Annotated in this window: 11 protein-coding genes; all 11 read right to left on the bottom strand. The window is 40.4% G+C overall.

Translation table 11 applies throughout. The features are described 5' to 3' along the window. Positions 1-377 precede the first annotated feature (377 nt). The 11 genes from LI954_RS08260 to LI954_RS08310 all read right to left on the bottom strand — a co-directional run bounded on the left by LI954_RS08260 (position 378) and on the right by LI954_RS08310 (position 16,840). On the bottom strand, positions 378-2,054 hold the full coding sequence (locus tag LI954_RS08260) for a peptide ABC transporter substrate-binding protein (protein WP_229444166.1): 1,677 nt from the start codon (positions 2,052-2,054) through the stop codon (positions 378-380). Positions 2,055-2,261: 207 nt separating this feature from the next. Beyond that, positions 2,262-2,696: a peptide-methionine (R)-S-oxide reductase MsrB gene (gene msrB, locus LI954_RS08265; RefSeq protein ID WP_202067806.1), complete on the bottom strand. Its 435-nt coding sequence runs from the start codon at positions 2,694-2,696 to the stop codon at positions 2,262-2,264. A 304-nt stretch (positions 2,697-3,000) separates the two neighbouring features. Continuing rightward, entirely contained in the window at positions 3,001-3,570 is a 570-nt protein-coding gene (locus LI954_RS08270) for a Maf family protein (protein WP_229444168.1), read from the bottom strand. Between the two features lie 19 nt (positions 3,571-3,589). Next, on the bottom strand, positions 3,590-5,692 hold the full coding sequence (mutL, locus tag LI954_RS08275) for a DNA mismatch repair endonuclease MutL (RefSeq protein ID WP_229444170.1): 2,103 nt from the start codon (positions 5,690-5,692) through the stop codon (positions 3,590-3,592). A 29-nt stretch (positions 5,693-5,721) separates the two neighbouring features. Continuing rightward, positions 5,722-8,289, bottom strand: a complete 2,568-nt coding sequence (gene mutS / locus LI954_RS08280; protein WP_229444172.1) for a DNA mismatch repair protein MutS — start codon at positions 8,287-8,289, stop codon at positions 5,722-5,724. A gap of 5 nt (positions 8,290-8,294) precedes the next feature. Continuing rightward, positions 8,295-8,663: a YlbF family regulator gene (locus LI954_RS08285; RefSeq protein WP_229444174.1), complete on the bottom strand. Its 369-nt coding sequence runs from the start codon at positions 8,661-8,663 to the stop codon at positions 8,295-8,297. 291 nt (positions 8,664-8,954) lie between these two features. After that, entirely contained in the window at positions 8,955-9,752 is a 798-nt protein-coding gene (locus tag LI954_RS08290) for a TIGR00282 family metallophosphoesterase (protein WP_202067811.1), read from the bottom strand. Positions 9,753-10,197: 445 nt separating this feature from the next. Continuing rightward, positions 10,198-11,877 (bottom strand): peptide ABC transporter substrate-binding protein, encoded by a 1,680-nt coding sequence (locus tag LI954_RS08295; protein WP_229444176.1) that lies wholly within the window; start codon positions 11,875-11,877, stop codon positions 10,198-10,200. Between the two features lie 334 nt (positions 11,878-12,211). Continuing rightward, positions 12,212-13,768 carry a ribonuclease Y gene (gene rny, locus LI954_RS08300; RefSeq protein ID WP_202067813.1) on the bottom strand — a complete coding sequence of 519 codons (1,557 nt, stop codon included), beginning with the start codon at positions 13,766-13,768 and terminating at the stop codon, positions 12,212-12,214. Positions 13,769-14,438: 670 nt separating this feature from the next. Next, complete coding sequence (recA, locus tag LI954_RS08305) at positions 14,439-15,488, bottom strand: recombinase RecA (RefSeq protein ID WP_229441455.1); 1,050 nt, start codon at positions 15,486-15,488, stop codon at positions 14,439-14,441. 104 nt (positions 15,489-15,592) lie between these two features. Continuing rightward, positions 15,593-16,840 (bottom strand): competence/damage-inducible protein A, encoded by a 1,248-nt coding sequence (locus LI954_RS08310; protein WP_229444178.1) that lies wholly within the window; start codon positions 16,838-16,840, stop codon positions 15,593-15,595. Between the last annotated feature and the right edge of the window lie 939 nt (positions 16,841-17,779).

The following is a 17,779-nucleotide window of genomic DNA, read 5'->3' on the forward strand; positions in this document are numbered from 1 at the left end:
TAGTTTTCTTATGCTAAAGGCAGGGAAACACTTATATTAACTCTTCTTTTGATGTATCTCACCCTTTTATTTAATAATAATCATATCATAATAAAAATCTTTAAATAATTAAGGGAACAAAGCTGGTCAGTTGCTTAAACTGAACGTACTTTGACTATACCATATCTCAAAAAAATAAGGTTTCTTCTTAAAAAATACTTTCCTGTTGACCATTGCATTTTAATCATTCATTACGCAAACTGTAAAACAGATCATCCGACCTGCTTAAAAAGCGATCCCTGCTGATCAAAACATACATTGTTTTAAACAAAAAAAGCCGTTGGGATTTGGTATTAAACCCCAGCGGCTTTTGAGAATGTTCGTTCTTTGGTTATTTCTTATTCTTCGATATATGTCCACTTGTAGTCATATTGTGCACCGGCTGCGTGAGCGACCACACCTTTGACTTTCGCACTGCGCATATGTGCTTCTGCCTTTTGATAAAGTGGAATCACACCCATGTGATCCATCAGAACTTTTTCAGCATCAACCATATCATCCCAACGCGCTTCAGTATCTGCTGCATGCGTCACACTGGCAGCTTCAATCAGCTTGTCATATTCTTTATTAGAGTAATGTCCTCTGTTGTAAGAATTACCTGTTACGAACAGATCCAAGAAACTACTTGGGTCTGCATAGTCAGCACCCCAGCCGCCCATGATTGCTTCAAATTCGCCATTGTTCCCTCTGTCCAAACGAACAGAGAAGGGTACAGGCGTAACTGTTACATTCAAGCCGTCCAATGTATCATTTAAAGCACCTTGAATGTATTCAGTTAATTTCTTCGTAGAGTCAGTATCGTCATGCACAATATCCATATCAAGTGTTTCAATACCTAATTCTTTTTTCGCTTTTTCCCAGTACTCTTTGGCTTTATCTGCATCATGAGTAAGAACATTTTCATTTTCCTCTGCAAAGTCTTTATTGTCAGATGGTGAGAATGACAATTCTGCCGGTACCAGACCTTTAGAAATTACTGAGCCATCACCTAGAATTTTATTCACTAAAGCATCTCTGTCAATAGCATAAGAAATTGCTTTACGCAGATTTTCATTATGATAAGGAGAGTCTGCATCACGCTGATTCAGCTCCATGTAAGTTGTGCGTCCGTCCTTTTGACTGACAAACTCTGGGTCATTGGACATTTGCTGTGCAAGCTCGCCATTCAAAATAACGTCATCTGCCTGACCGTCCTGAAACAGATTCAATGAAGTCGGTGCTTCTTTTACAACATCCACATTGATTTTATCCAATTGAACAGTATCTTTATCCCAATATTCTTCATTTTTTGTATAAGACCAATTTGTATCTGTTCCCGGTCCGTCAAAATCAGTTAAGGTAAACGGTCCGTTGTAAACTGCTTTATCACTGTCTGATGCATATTCTTTACCAAACTCTTCAACCACAGATTGCCTTTGCGGGAAAAATGATGGGAAGGCCAGCAGATAATCAAAATAAGCTGTTGGTTTTTCCAATGTAATTTCCAATTCATAATCGCTGGTTGCCTTAATTCCTAACTCATCCAGCTCTTTTTCTCCAGCACTGATCGCCGCTCCATTTTTTACTACTTCAAACAGATATGCGTATTCTGAAGCTGTTTCAGGATTTACTGTTCTTTGCCAAGCAAAAACATAATCTGCTGCAACAACTGGCTCACCGTCTGACCATTTTGCATCTTCACGCAAATTTAACGTATAAGTTAAATTATCATCACTAATTTCTGCAAATTCCACTGCTCCTGCCGGCTGTGGTTTGCTGTTTTCATCTAAGCGATATAGCCCTTCATAAACATTGTTCAATGCAGAAAAGCTAATCGTATCCGTTGCTGCAGATAAATCTGCGCTTGGCATTTCCTGCTGTACAACGACTCTAAACAGTTGTTCTCCGGAAGCAGATCCTGAACTGGAACTTCCTCCGCTTGTATCTGTTCCCCCGCTATTTGAACCACAGGCCGCTAAAACCAGTGTAGATAAAAGAAGAATGCTTGTTATTTTCTTTGCGCCGCTTTTTTTCATCGTTTTCTCCCCAATGCACCATATTTTTATTACCAATTTATAATTTTTAGAATATTCATATAATACTAAAAAAGGGAAGCCAAAGCAATCTTTTTAGCCCAATTTATGGATGAAAACTGAGAAAAGACACGTGATCATCCTAAAATGAACAAACGTGTCTTTTCTATTTGGAATGCACATAATACACATATCTTTCTAAATGAATAGTTAAACGAACAAATCCTTATATTCCCCATATCCTTCTTTTTCCAGATCTTCTACAGGGATAAATTTCATAGCTGCTGAATTAATACAGTAGCGCAAACCACCCTTGTCCAATGGTCCATCAGTAAATACATGACCTAAATGAGAATCAGCCTCTGTACTCCTCACTTCCACCCGATGCATTTCATGTGAAAAATCGGCATTCTCTTTTACGCCTCTCTTTTTTATCGGTTGAGTAAACGCAGGCCACCCGCACCCGGCATCGTATTTATCTTTGGAGCTGAATAGAGGTTCCCCGCTGACTACATCCACATAAATTCCTTCTTTGTAGAAATCATCATATTCACCGCTGAACGGACGTTCAGTCGCATTTTCCTGTGTCACTGCATACTGCATATCAGTCAGTTTCTCTCTAAGTTCGTCTTTAGATGGTTTCATACAGATTGCTCCTCTCTTTGTTTTTATAGTATCACTCCTGCCTTGATTGAAAAAATAAGAAGGCTTATAAAATGAATTTCCTAATGTCATATATAAACACAGGAAGTGCAACTTCTTTTTCACTTAACTGTTTTGACCTACTCACTTCCAAACTTTATTGAAAGCTGCTGCAAGATAAACCATTCTTTCTCAGAGACCTGTTCAATTTTTACTGAATAAATAATGGTAAGAAGTTATTACATCCTAAGGAACATTCTGTAAAAGCTCAATCATGGATAGATATCAGCTTGGACAATTCCAGTTTTCACTCTTTACGATAATTAAACTCTGTTTCCAGCAGTCTAGCCAGACCCGCAATCGGCAGTCCCATGATTGAATAGTAATCTCCTTTTATTTCTTTGACAAACAATGCTCCCTGCTCCTGAATTCCGTACGCTCCTGCTTTATCCTTATATTCATCTGTATCTAGGTAACGATTAATTTCTTCATCTGATAAATCATAAAACACCACTTCCGCAGGTACAAGAAGTGAAGAAACATGGTTGTCTGCCATGATAAAGACAGAAGTGTAAACAAGATGCTTTCTGCCGCTCAGCTTTCTCAATACTTGGAACCCATGCTCCCGAGAGACTGGTTTTCCAATAATTTCATCGTCAATGGTCACAATTGTATCGCAGCCGATAACCAGCGTTTCCGGATTCTCTTGAGTAATATACCGAGCTTTTTTTTCTGCCATTGTTTCCACATATTGAACGGGTGTCATCCCTTTTGGTACTTCTTCATTGATATAAGCAGCCAGCACAGTGAACTCATCTACAATTCGCTTAAGCAGTTCCTGTCTGCGCGGAGACTGGGAAGCTAAAATAATCTTCATGTATTTCCTTCTTTCCAGATCAGTGCGGATCTTGAATTCGTTTAAACATTTTTTCCATATCTGAATTAGTAAAGTGGATTAACACCGGACGTCCGTGAGGGCAGTTGAAGGGATTGGCACACTCCGCCAAATCCTCCAATAAAATCCGAGCCTGCTGATCGTTTAGATAATGATTAGCTTTAATTGAACGTTTGCAGCTCATCATAATAGCAGTAGCCTCACGGAATTTTTTTACACTGACCTGACCGGTAATCAGAAGCATATCGATCATTTCACGAATAATCACTTCCTCTTCTCCACCTGGGTACCAGGTAGGATGCGCTCTGACAATAAAACTGTTTTGTCCAAATTCTTCCAGAAAAATCCCGACACTCTCCAGTTTTTCCTTTTGCTCACTAATCTTAATTGCATCACTGTTGGGATAATCCAACACAATAGGCACCAAAAGTTCCTGAAGATCATCAGATACTTCCCCGATTTTTTCCCGAAAGTATTCGTATTTAATTCGTTCCTGAGCAGCGTGCTGATCAACGATATACAGCCCTTCTTTGCTCTGCGCAAAGAGGTAGGTTCCATGCATCTGTCCAAAATACTCCAGCTCGGGAAAACGCTCCGTCTTCTTCTCCTGCTCAAGCCGTTCAACAGTTCGATTCAGCTCTTTTAGATTCTCTTTGCTGGACATCTCAAAATCAGGGTGATTTCGAGCCTCCTCTTCAAGAGCAGAAAAATCTATTACAGGCTCTTGTGACAGCCCATTTGAAGATTCGGCTGGCAGTGCTGTTTCATGCTGCTCACGTTCAAGAAATTCTCCTCCTGCAGGTTGATTAGTTGAATAATCAGCTTGTTTTTCTTCAATGATTGATTCTGGCTGTTCACAGCGCACAGGCTTTTGCTCTTGATAGGAATTATTTGAATCTGACGGTGCTGCCTGACTCGTCTCTTCGCTTTTACCCTCTACAAAAAAACGACCTTCTACAGAATCATATTGCAGGCTTCCAGGTTTGCGAACAGCTTCAGGTGTTGTCTTCACATCAGCTGTTTCTTCCACCAAAGGGATTTCCATTTGTTCGACTCGCTCCTGCTGCTCTGCTTTTTTCTTAAAATTAAGATTTGCAGCAGCATTTGGAATCAGCTGTTCCTGACTCAGTGCTTCTCCTATTGCTTCACTGATCAATGTCATTAATTCTTTCTCTTTACTCAATCGAACTTCCTGCTTTGTCGGATGAACATTTACATCTACCAGAAGCGGGTCCATGGTTACTTCCAAAACAGCGATCGGAAAGCGGCCGACCATCAGCTTTGAGCCATAGCCATTAATAATTGCCTTATTCAGCATAAAATTTTTGATATAGCGGCCATTAATAATCGTTGAAAGGTAATTCCTGCCGGCTCTTGTAACTTCCGGCAGTGAAATATAGCCATTTACTTCAAAGTCCAAGTCTTTCCCCTGAATTTTCAGCATTTTTTTAGCTGTACCGATTCCGTAAATTCCGGCAATCGTTTGTTTTAGATCTCCTGTTCCAGCAGTACTCATCATTTTGTTGCCGTCATGAACCACGCGAAATGCGATATCAGGATGGCTTAATGCCAGACGATTGACAATGTCACCGACCGTAGCTAATTCTGTCTGGATAGTTTTTACATATTTCAATCGGGCAGGTGTATTGAAAAAGAGGTTTTCCACTGTAATCTTTGTCCCTTTACGTAAGGCTCCCGGACGGTGCTCTTCCAGTTTACCACCAACAAATTTGGCGAAGCTTCCCTCTTCTTCCCCACTGACTGCTGTTTCAATTGTCAGCTCGGAAACAGAGGCAATACTCGGCAGGGCTTCCCCTCGAAACCCAAGGCTTCGAATCCTAAACAGATCATCTCTTGTGTGAATCTTACTTGTTGCATGGCGTTTAAACGCATTTATCACGTCATCTTTTGCAATACCATCACCGTTATCAATCACCTGGATAGTCTTCAGTCCAGCTTCTTCAATAAAAATATCAATCTGTGTGCTGCCGGCATCTATAGCATTTTCAACCAGCTCTTTCACAACCGAAGCAGGACGTTCCACCACTTCACCAGCAGCAATTTGATTGGCCAGTTGTTCCGATAGCTCTTTGATTTTTCCCATTTGTTGTGTTGCCTCCTTTTTGTGGAGATTTAAATTCTTTTCTGTAAATCATAGAGAATGTTTAATGCATCCATTGGTGTCATTTCCAACAAATTCATTCTCTTCAAGGTATCAATAACACTCAATTCATCCGTGGAGACTTCCTTAAACAAGGAGAGCTGTTCTGTTTCTTCATCTACTGCAGAAATCTTGGCTTCCGTAGGGCTACTGGCTTCCTGAGATTCAAGTGCAGAAAGAATTGTTGCAGCTCTTTCCAAGAGGTCAATTGGCAATCCGGCAATTTTTGCCACGTGAATTCCATAGCTTTTGTCTGCCGGCCCCTCCATCATTTTATGGAGAAAAACGACTTCTCCATTTTTTTCCACTGCTCCTACATGAATATTTTTTAAACTGTCCAGAGAATCATCCAGCGCAGTTAACTCATGGTAATGAGTCGAAAAAAGTGTCTTAGCTTTTACTTTTTTATGAATATACTCAATAATCGCCTGTGCCAGGGCCATTCCATCATAGGTTGCTGTTCCTCGTCCCAATTCATCAAATAGAATCAGGCTGTCTGGTGTTGCATGGCGTAACGCTTGATTTGCTTCCATCATTTCTACCATAAACGTACTTTGTCCGGCAATCAAATCATCCGATGCACCGATACGAGTGAAAATCTGATCAAAGATCGGCAGTTCTGCAGATTCAGCAGGAATAAAGCAGCCGATTTGTGCCATAACCACAGTTAACGCAAGCTGACGCATATACGTGCTTTTACCGGACATATTCGGACCAGTAATCAGCAGAATCAGGTCTTCAGAATTCATTTGAATGCTGTTTGGAATGTATTCCTGATGTCCCAACACCTTTTCAACAACGGGATGGCGGCCGTCTTTAATATTCAGTTTTCCATTTCCTGATTTCAATATCGGACGGATATACTGATAACGCTCGCTGACTGCAGCAAAAGCTTGAAGAACATCTACTGTACTGAGAGATTTTGCCAAACGCTGCAGCCGATCAATACTGCCTTTTACCTTCTCCCGCACTTCCAGAAACAGCTGATACTCTAAATCAACTGACTTCTCTTCTGCTTCCAAAATCAGTTTTTCCATTTCCTTTAATTCCGGAGTGATAAAGCGTTCTGCATTTGCCAATGTCTGTTTTCGCTCATATTTCCCCTCTTCCAGATTGCCTAGATTGGCTCTGGTTACTTCAATGTAATATCCAAATACTCGGTTAAAGCCGACTTTCAGCGTTTTAATTCCAGTTTCTTTGCGCTCTTTGGCTTCCAGTTCAGCCAGCCATTGTTTACCGTGCTTCATTGCATCACGATATTCATCTAGTTTTTCATTGTAACCGTCTTTGATCACATTTCCTTCGGTAATCTGCAACGGTGCTTCTTCCATGATTGATGTATCAATCAGTTCAACAAGATCCTCCACCGGATTCAGCTCCACTAAAAGATCGTTCCACTCGCCCTGATTAATGCCGACAATCAGCTCTCGAATCATCGGTACCTGTTCCAATGATGTTTTCAGCTGAATCAGATCCCGTCCGTTGATACTCCCAAACGCCACTCGTCCGGCTAAACGCTCAAGATCATAGACTTTTGTCAATGCAGCCTGAAGATCTATCCGTTCAAAATAAGCAGTCAGTAAGGCCTGAACCATTTCCTGACGTTTAACAATCTGCTTTTCCTGAATCAGCGGACGATCCAGCCATTGCTTCAGCAAACGACCGCCCATCGCTGTTTTCGTCTCATCCAATAGCCATAAAAGAGTACCCTGTTTTTTCCCTGACCGAATCGAGCGGGTCAGCTCTAAATTGAATTTTGAGTAATAATCCATTTTCAAGAAATGATTTGGCTGATACTCAACCGCCTGCTGAATATGCGACAGACTGCGTTTCTGAGTAATAGCCAGATAAGTCAGCAGCTTTAATGTAACATTAATTTCCAGCGGTTCAGACAACGTACTGGTCAAAAAGCTGAACTCTGCATTCTCCTGACTTTCTAACTGTTCGGAAAAAATGATTGTTAAACGCTCCCTCAAAGCATGCGCAAGTGAATCAGGAATTTCACTTCCCAACACAATCTCTTTTGTCTGCAAGGCCGCTGCTTCATTAATCACCTGTTCTTCATCGGTTAGCGTTGCACTTTTTAATTCGCCTGTTGACAGGTCCACATAAGCCAGACCATATTTCCCGCCTTCAGAAACAATTGCAGTCAAGTAGTTGTTATCTTTTGCTTCCAGCCCTTTACTTTCCATTACAGTTCCCGGTGTAACCAGCTGTACGACTTCTCGCTTCACCATTCCCTTGGTTGTTTTAGGATCTTCTACCTGTTCACAGATTGCTACTTTATAACCCATTTCCACCAGTGTATCAATATAGCCTTGCGCCGCATGATGAGGGACCCCGCACATTGGTATTGGATCATCTGCATTCCGGTTTCTGCTTGTCAGAGTCAGTTCCAGCAGTTGAGTAGCTTTTTCTGCATCTTCATAAAACATCTCATAGAAATCTCCAAGACGGTAAAAAAGAAAGGCATCCGGATATTGCCCTTTAATCGTCAGATATTGGTCCATCATTGGTGTATTTTTTGTTTTTTGCGGCAATGTATTTATCCTTCTTTCTCTAATTGATCATTTATCCCACGCTGAATCATTGCTGTGATGTGCTGTAGAAGATCATTCGCTTCTTTCAGCTGTTCTCTGTAGGCAACTACCAGCGGATGTTCATCGAACTGAGCAGTTAGTTCATCCGCGCGCTTCAATGCTTCCTGCTCTGCAACGGGCTTTCCATAATGGGCAAACTGAACTGCATCTTTCTGTGCTCGTTTAATTTCTTCCACCAGCTGAGACAGTTTTTCATTGTTTTTCACTCTCTGTTCAATCCGTTTATATTGTTGAATTGTTTCATTCTGTTCAAGCAGCTCCAGTAATTTTTCCAGTTCTGCATCTATGTTTTCGTCTCCAATGGAGTAGTCCATATTATCCACCTTTATCAATTTGACTTTATCAAAATATGTATGTTTATTTTAACACATTCTGTTCTTTTGCCAAAATCTGTTTTCTATATAAAAGGACAGCTTATCTATTTTTCTCTAGTTTCATTATAATGACTCATCCAGTTTTTTTGTGCAAAAGACCTTCCGCACTCTAATTATTGATCTCAAATCAAATGGTTTGCTTATAAAAAGTTTTGTTATTGACGTTCGCTCTATTCTAAAGTAGTTTTAAAAGAAAAAGAGCGGGAATATATCTTCTCCCGCCCTTGTTTTCTACTCTCTGAATGGACGATCTTCGCTGACCTGAATCAGCTGTATGTCCTTAGCCAAACCTGTCTGATCATCCAGCTCAATAAAGCAGGCGGATAAAATACTCCGACCTTTATCAATTACCTCAAACCGTTGAGGCAATGCCGTCAAAAATTTTTCAAGTATATTGTCCCGCTTCATTCCCAAAATTCCATCATATGGGCCTGTCATGCCGACATCACTCAAATAAGCTGTTCCTTTTGGTAAAATGCGCGCATCATTCGTCTGGACATGAGTATGTGTTCCAATTACAGCACTGACTCTTCCGTCTAAAAACCAGCCCATTGCCTGCTTTTCACTGGTTGTTTCACCATGGAAATCCACAAAAATCAGAGGCGTTCGTTTTTGAGCTTCCTCAATCAGCTGTTCTGCTTTTCTAAATGGATCATCCAAATCAACCATAAACGAACGGGCTTGTAAATTAATAACAGCAAGTTCAATCTGGTTTACTTTCACATAGACAATCCCCTGACCGGGGGTTCCTTCTGGAAAATTTGCAGGGCGAATCATTTTCTTGGCATCATTGATAAATTCAAAGATGTCACGATTATCCCAGCTGTGATTGCCTAACGTAACAACATCCACGCCATCCTGTAAAAATTTTTTATATATTTTGCCGGTGATTCCTCTGCCTGCAGCAGCATTTTCTCCATTAGCGATCGTTACTTGAGGCTGATATTTCTTTTTTAATTTAGGAAGAACTTCTGTAAGCGTCTCTCTCCCAAGAGAACCTACAACATCTCCTATAAATAATATACGCAAACCCTTTACCTCTTCTCTTTTATTCTTACTGTCTTATTATAGAGGTTTTTTTTCAGAATGGAAAGTTTCTCTCTTTGAAACCTTTATATGCAGACTGGGAAAAGCTGTTGCTTCTAAACAAATTTGATATTTTCTATAAGTCAGCATTTAGAAACTGCTTCTACAAACCTTGCTGCAAACCAAACAGACCGGGATTTTGGTTTCCCGGTCTCACAGTTGCTTCTATATTCGATGAACTTATGACAGTTTTTGCTTGTCTCAAGTTGTCAGTCATACTTTTATCAGACTTTTCAGCGGAATGATGTACGTCCGATAATCAAATAAATTAGCGACAATCCATTTTAGAAAGAGAAGTGATTAATCGCAGGGAGGCATTCCGCTCTGGGAAATACCTGAAACACTGTTTACTCGGCAGAGAGATGGAACATACTAATGTCACAGTCCTCTATTCTTCCATGTATGCCCATTTAAAGTCGTATTTCGCTCCGGTAGAGTGGTAATACAAATCTTTAATTTTAGGTGTACGTAAAAATACTTCTGCTTTTTGATAAATAGGGATAACACCCATATCATCCATAATTATTTTTTCTGCATCCAGATAATCTTGCCAGCGTGCTTCAGCAGTACTCAAATCTGTTGTTGCTGCTTTGTCAACCAGCTCATCATATTTTTTATTTGAATATTGTCCGCGGTTGTAAGAATTGTCTGTTACAAACAGATCCAGGAAGCTGCTTGGATCTGCATAATCTGCTCCCCAGCCGCTGACCGCAACGTCAAAATCACTTTTGCTCATACGATCCAGCCGAACAGAAAATGGTACTGGACTAACTGTAATGTTAATTCCCTCCAGCACCTCACCAAGAGAACCTTGCAGATATTCAGCCATTTTCTTACCACCATCTGAATCGTCTACCAGCAGGTCGATGTCCAAAGAATCAATCTTCAATTCTTTTTTAGCTTTTGTCCAATAGTCTTTTGCTTTCTTCTCATCATAAACGACACTGTTTCCAGCTTCTTTAGAAAAATCTTCGTTTGTATCTGGATTTGTTGTCAGACCTTTAGGTACAAGTCCTTCAGCAGCTGTTGAGCCATTGGCCAAAATTTGTGTAACGAGTGCATCACGATTAATTGCGTAAGATAATGCTTTACGCAAGTTTGCATTTTTATATGGTGAATCTGCATCGATTTGGTTTAGTTCCAGATAAAAAGTAGATGCTCCTTCAAGTACTAGATAATCGGGATCCTCTTTCATCTGCATTGCCAGCTCTCCAGACAGCGGAACAGAATCAGCCTGTCCATCTTGATATAGATTCAAAGATGTCGGTGCTTCTTTTATTACATCTACAACGATTTTATCTAATTTCACTGTATCTTTATCCCAATACATATCATTTTTAGTATAAGACCAGTTTGTATCTGTTCCCGGTCCATCAAAATCAGTTAGTGTAAACGGCCCGTTATAAACAGCACTTTCACTATTTGTTGTGTAGTCTTTCCCATATTTTTCAACAATATCCTGACGTTGAGGCAGGAATGAAGGGAAAGCCAAGAGATAATCAAAATAAGGTGTTGCTTTTTCCAAAGTGATTTCCAGCTCATAATCGCTGACTGCCTTGATTCCCAGTTCTTTCTTATCCATTTCACCTGCACTAATTTTTTCTGCATTTTTCACAGGTGCAAACATATGCGCATATTCTGATCCTGTATCCGGATCAACGGTTCTTTGCCATCCATAAACATAATTTTCTGCTGTTACAGGTTCGCCGTCTGTCCAGACTGCATCTTCACGTAGCTTAATTCTATAAATCAATCCATCTTCACTGACTTCTGCTTCTTCTGCTGCGCCAGCAGGTTGAGGATGATTGTCTTTATCCAAACGATAAATACCCTCATAAACATTATTCAAAGCTACAAAACTAACTTCGTCCGTTGCAAGTGACGGATCTGCGCTTGGTATTTCCTGTCTTTCAACATAAGTGTAAACCTGTTCTCCAGTCGAAGCATTGTTGCCGCTTCCGGCAGCATCGCTGTCACTTGTATTATTTCCAGTAGTTGTACATGCTGCAAATGCAAACACTAAAGCTGCTGCAGCAAAACCCAAAACAGCTTTTTTCTTGAATCCCATAAAATACCTCCTCATTATTCAAAGCTACTCAGAATATATCAAATATATGCTGTCCTAGCAATGAAATACCCCTGTGTTTCCGTAAGCAATCAGTAAATTTTTAAATAGAAAGAAATGAGGAAAAATTCATTTTTATAGAACAAAACATACGAAAAAAATTCCTCGAAAAATAACTAGCCTGTAAAATAGAGACCCTGCGCTCTTTTCCTCCTCTCATTTTCTTCAGAATAGTTTTTTTATTTTTAAAAATATTCATTTTTAATTGCTGTGTACATAAATAAAAAAACAGACAGGCGGTTTAACCGGCACTGTCTGTTCTCCATAAATTTTAAAATTATTTTGCATAATCTACTGCCCGTGTCTCACGGACAACTGTTACTTTGATGTGACCCGGATAATCCAGATCATCTTCAATTTTCTTACGAATGTCTCGAACTAATCGAACGGCTTCCAAATCAGAAATTTCTTCCGGTTTAACCATTACACGAACTTCCCGTCCAGCCTGTACAGCAAAACTTGAGTCCACTCCGGCAAATCCGTTGGAGATATTTTCCAGATTTTCCAGTCGGCGAATATAGTTTTCCAGTGACTCGCTGCGGGCACCCGGTCTTGCTGCTGATAAAGCATCTGCAGCTGCCACCAAGACAGAAATAACGGATGTTGCTTCGATATCTCCATGGTGAGAGGCGATTGCATTGATTACCACTGAATTTTCTTTATACTTCGCTGCCAGTTCTGCTCCGATTTCCACGTGCGAACCTTCAATTTCATGATCCAGTGCTTTACCGATATCATGAAGCAGTCCTGCCCGTTTTGCCAGTTGAACATCTTCACCAAGCTCAGCTGCCAGTACACCTGTCAACTTCGCCACTTCGATAGAGTGATTCAATACATTCTGACCATAGCTGGTACGGAAACGCAGACGACCTAAAATCTTAATCAAATCGGGATGCAAGGTATGAGCTCCAACTTCAAAAGCAGCTTGTTCCCCATACTCACGAATACGTTCATCCATCTCTTTACGAGATTTCTCAACCGTTTCTTCGATTCTTGCCGGGTGAATTCGTCCATCCTGAATCAGACGTTCAAGGGTCATCCGAGCAATCTCTCTTCTGATAGGATCAAAACCTGAAAGGACCACTGCTTCCGGAGTATCATCAATGATTAAATCAATTCCGGTTAATGTTTCCAGTGTTCGAATATTTCGACCTTCACGACCGATGATTCGTCCCTTCATTTCATCGTTAGGCAGGCTCACCACTGAAACCGTTGTTTCTGAGATAGAATCTGCTGCACAACGCTGAATGGCCAGAGACAGCAGATTCTTTGCTTTACGATCTGCTTCTTCTTTCGCACGCTGTTCTGATTCTTTAACCAGCACAGCCAGTTCATGACTCAGTTCCTCTTCTGTTGATTTCATGATGATGCTCTTGGCTTCATCCTTAGACAGGGAAGCAATACGTTCTATCTCTTGATGTTGTTTTTCTATCAGTTGTTCTACTTCTTTTTCCCGCTCATCAATTAATTGCTGTCTAGCACCTAGTTTATCTTCTTTTTCTTCCAGTGAGCTTTCGCGTTTTTCAAGAGTATCATCTTTACGGTCTAATGTTTGTTCTCTTTGTAACAAACGATTTTCCTGTGTTTTTAACTCTAATTTGCTTTCTTTCAACTCACTTTCAATTTCTGATCGATACTTTTGGTTTTCTTCCTTTGCTTCCAACAAAGTTTCTTTTCTCAGAGTCTCAGCTTCTTTACGTGCCTCTTCAAGAATTCCGGCAGCAGAGCTTTTTGCTCCATCTACTGCCTTTTCGTGACGAGATTTTGCAATATAAAAGCCTATTCCAAGACCGACAATCAATCCGACGATAGCGAGGGGAATTGTTAAACCCATTGTTTCCACCTCCATACTATCCTGTTATTTTTTTCAAAATATCATACAACTTTATTGACATATGAATGCCATTTTTAATACTCTGTTTCACGTGCATAAATTGCTAAATGCACATAAGTTTATTCTAATGTTTGTCTCTGAGTGTGTCAACTTAAAATAACCATTCTTCTACAGCTTGCACTAATCAGAAAAACCTATTATTTCTGTAAAAAAAAAGAGCACGTTGTCATATATTGATACGCTTTCTATTAAAGCAGACAAGGAAAAAACAAAAATTCCAAATCTATTTTACAGAGAGTTTTGTATGTCTAAAAAATATAATTATTTTGTAGAAAAAAATACATGATTATTTTAAAAGTTATCAACAGCTGTCATAGTGTATGCATCAACATCAAAAGGAACTTTTTTTCTCACAATGATTATGATGGGTTAGATTCGGAAATACAACGATACCAGATTAGAGAAATTTAAAAAATCTACGACATGAAAATGATACAGCAGCCATCGCAGTTTCTATAACTTCAAACTAAGAATCAGCTTTTATTTCGGTACACCGTTATTTTAACCGAACAAAAAAAGTCTAGAGGGATTTTTCCCCTCTAGACCCGACATTACTTTATTGAATTCTCTTCACTAGCATCATTTGCTTTTGTTAATGAACCGGAGCTTTCTATTCATCATCTAAGGGAAGCTTTTCCTGACCTTCCACCTCTTCTATTACGATTGAGCCATCTCCAATTCCATATGCTGTTCGGACAATTGGGGAAAGTTCTTCGATCATTCCAGGATGTTCAATCATATAGACTTTCACGTTTTCACGTCCTTGTCCGATCCGCTCTCCCTTGTAGCTATACCAAGCACCGCTTTTTTCGACTAGCTCCTTTTCTACAGCCATATCAAGAAGTTCACCTTCCTGAGAAATTCCCTGACCATACATGATATCTACCTCTGCCACTTTGAATGGAGGAGCAACTTTATTTTTAACAACTTTGATTTTAGTACGGTTTCCGATAATGTCCGTTCCCTGTTTTAATTGTTCTGCACGACGGACTTCCAGACGGACTGTTGCATAGAACTTCAAGGCACGTCCGCCGGGAGTTGTTTCAGGATTACCAAACATGACACCAACTTTTTCACGAATCTGGTTAATGAAAATAGCGATTGTCTTTGTTTTGTTAATAGAACCGGATAATTTACGCAGTGCCTGTGACATCAAACGTGCCTGCAAACCTACGTGGCTGGCACCCATTTCGCCGTCAATTTCTGCACGAGGCACCAATGCTGCCACAGAGTCAATAACAACAATATCAATAGCACCGCTGGAAACCAAAGCATCAGCAATCTCCAAACCTTGCTCCCCCGTATCTGGTTGAGAAAGAAGCAGTTCATCAATATTAACACCCAGTTTTTGTGCGTATTGAGGATCCAGCGCATGCTCAGCATCGATAAAAGCAGCTGTTCCACCCTGTTTCTGTACCTCAGCAATTGCATGCAATGCTACTGTTGTTTTACCTGAACTTTCAGGTCCATAAACTTCAATAATTCGTCCGCGGGGATAGCCGCCGACTCCCAAAGCAACATCCAATGCAAGTGATCCGCTTGGGATTGTTGAAATCTGTTGATCAATTTTTTCTCCAAGCTTCATAATAGAACCCTTACCAAAGTTCTTTTCTATTTTCTTTAACGCAGCATCCAGTGCCACTTTGCGATCATCAGCCAATTGATAATCCTCCTTATATATAATAAATGATTTATTTTCGATAATACTATCTTAACTTCTTTTTTCTTAAAAATCAAGAAGAAAGCGAACAAACATTCGTATTTCTAATTTTTATTTAAGACTGCCCGTCGAATCAGGTCCAATCCCTTCATTGCCGCACTGCAGCGTATATATTGGCGATCCCGATTAAAATGATATACAGCGGCAGTTGTCTCACGGTCCTTCCCTGCCAGCCCAATCCAGACCGTTCCGGCCGGCTGCCCCTCCAGCTCATCCGGTCCTGCAACTCCTGTAAATGAAACTGCCAAATCGGCATCTGTCAGTTTCAGAGTACTTTCAGCCATTGCCTTCGCACATGCTTCGCTGACCACTCCATGTTCGTCAAGAAGCTCCTGAGGAATACCCAGCAGCTCTCTTTTCATTGTTGGAGAATAGGTCACAAATCCTCCTATAAGCACATTGGAAGCTCCTGAAACATTCCCTATCATGCTTTGAAAGAGTCCTGCCGTCAAACTTTCTGCCGCCGCCACTGTTTTGCCGTGAGCAGCCAGCAATTTGACTGTCGTTTCTTCCAATGTATTTTCATCTCCATAGCCATAAAAATAGTCACCAACTTTTTCCATAATCTGCTTTTCCATTGCAGAAAGCAGTGCTTCGCCGTTTTCATCCAAGGATACATTGGCAGTCAGTCGCAAAGTTACTTCATTTGGTTTCGCATAAGGCGCCAAAGTTGGATTGGTTTGATTATCAATTAACTCCTTCAGGTCAGTAACCAGCTGAGATTCTCCAATACCATAAAAACGGAGAACTCTCGAAACCAGCTGTTCTTTTGCTGGAAACAATTTCTGCAGCAACGGGCGAACATACTGAACAAACATCGGCTTTAACTCACCCGGAGGTCCGGGCATCAGCAGATAGCTTGTATCATTTTTTGTCACAAGGGAACCGACAGCAAGACCAGTTGGGTTTGGAATTCCTGTCCCTCCGTCAATAATCAGTGCTTGCTTCAAATTGTTTTCAGTCATCTGACGGCGGGAAAATTCAAAAAATGAGTGCAGCTTTTTCATTCCGTCCTTATCCTGAATCAGCGGATGCTGAATATGAGCAGCAACTGCATCTTTTGTCAAATCATCGTCAGTAGGTCCTAATCCGCCGCACAAAACGACTAGATCGCTTCGACTGTCTGCCAGATCCAGAATCTCCGTCAACCGTTGAAAATTGTCTCCCACAACTGTATGAAAATAAACTTCAATCCCTAAGTCCGCCAACTCTTCTGAAAGAAATGTAGCGTTTGTATTCACTACCTGACCAAGCAGCAGTTCTGTGCCAACAGCAATAATCTCTGCCTTCATAATTTTCCTCTTCTCATTCTAATCTACGTAAAAAAGTCTACTTTCATTTTAACACACGAATTTTTCCCTGCAAAAGCACTAAAAAAGTAAAATAGTAAGAACTCTTCTTAAAGTAAATTCTACTTATCCTTACCATTTAAATCAAATATGACAAACTATCTTGCCCCGCAAAAAAACACTGAGAGATTTTTAAACAATCTTATGGATTTGGTTTCATGAAAAATGGTAGAATAGCATGTAGGAACGTGACGCTATGCATCGAGGATCGCAACGCAGTGAGAATCGTAGATGCACTGCTATTTTCATGCATCGAGGATCGCAACGCAGTGAGAATCGTAGATGCACTGCTATTTTCATGCATCGAGGATCACAACACTGTGAGAACCGTAGATGCACTGCTATTTTCATGCATCGAGGATCGCAACGCAGTGAGAATCGTAGATGCACTGCTATTTTCATGCATCGAGGATCGCAACACTGTGAGAACCGTAGATGCACTGCTATTTTCATGCATCGAGGATCGCAACGCAGCGAGAACTGTAGATGCACATTCTTTTTGCATGTAGGAACGTAACGCTATGCTGCCTATGGTTACAATGAATGAATTTTGCGAGTTCATAGAATTGTCGTTAATACCCTCAGATAAACTAACCTTTGCTGAAGGAATACTTATCGAGGCTTTGCATTGCAAACTCCTAATTAAGGAAATAAATTTTAACCCCTTTATTCCTAATCAGAGCTTTGCACACCATCTCACTAGTTTATTTCTCTTAGCGAAACTGGCAATTTCACTAGATATTCCTACACAAGTGAAACTGACAAAATAGAACTGGCAGGTCAGCATAAATAGTTTACCCTGCTCCTGCTGCATTGATAAAAATTAAAGAAATTAGGCTCACTATTAAAATAAAAATCACAAGAATATTAGATAAAGGGAGA

It is taken from the genome of Enterococcus sp. CWB-B31, assembly GCF_020567645.1.
Lineage (GTDB): Bacteria > Bacillota > Bacilli > Lactobacillales > Enterococcaceae > Enterococcus_L.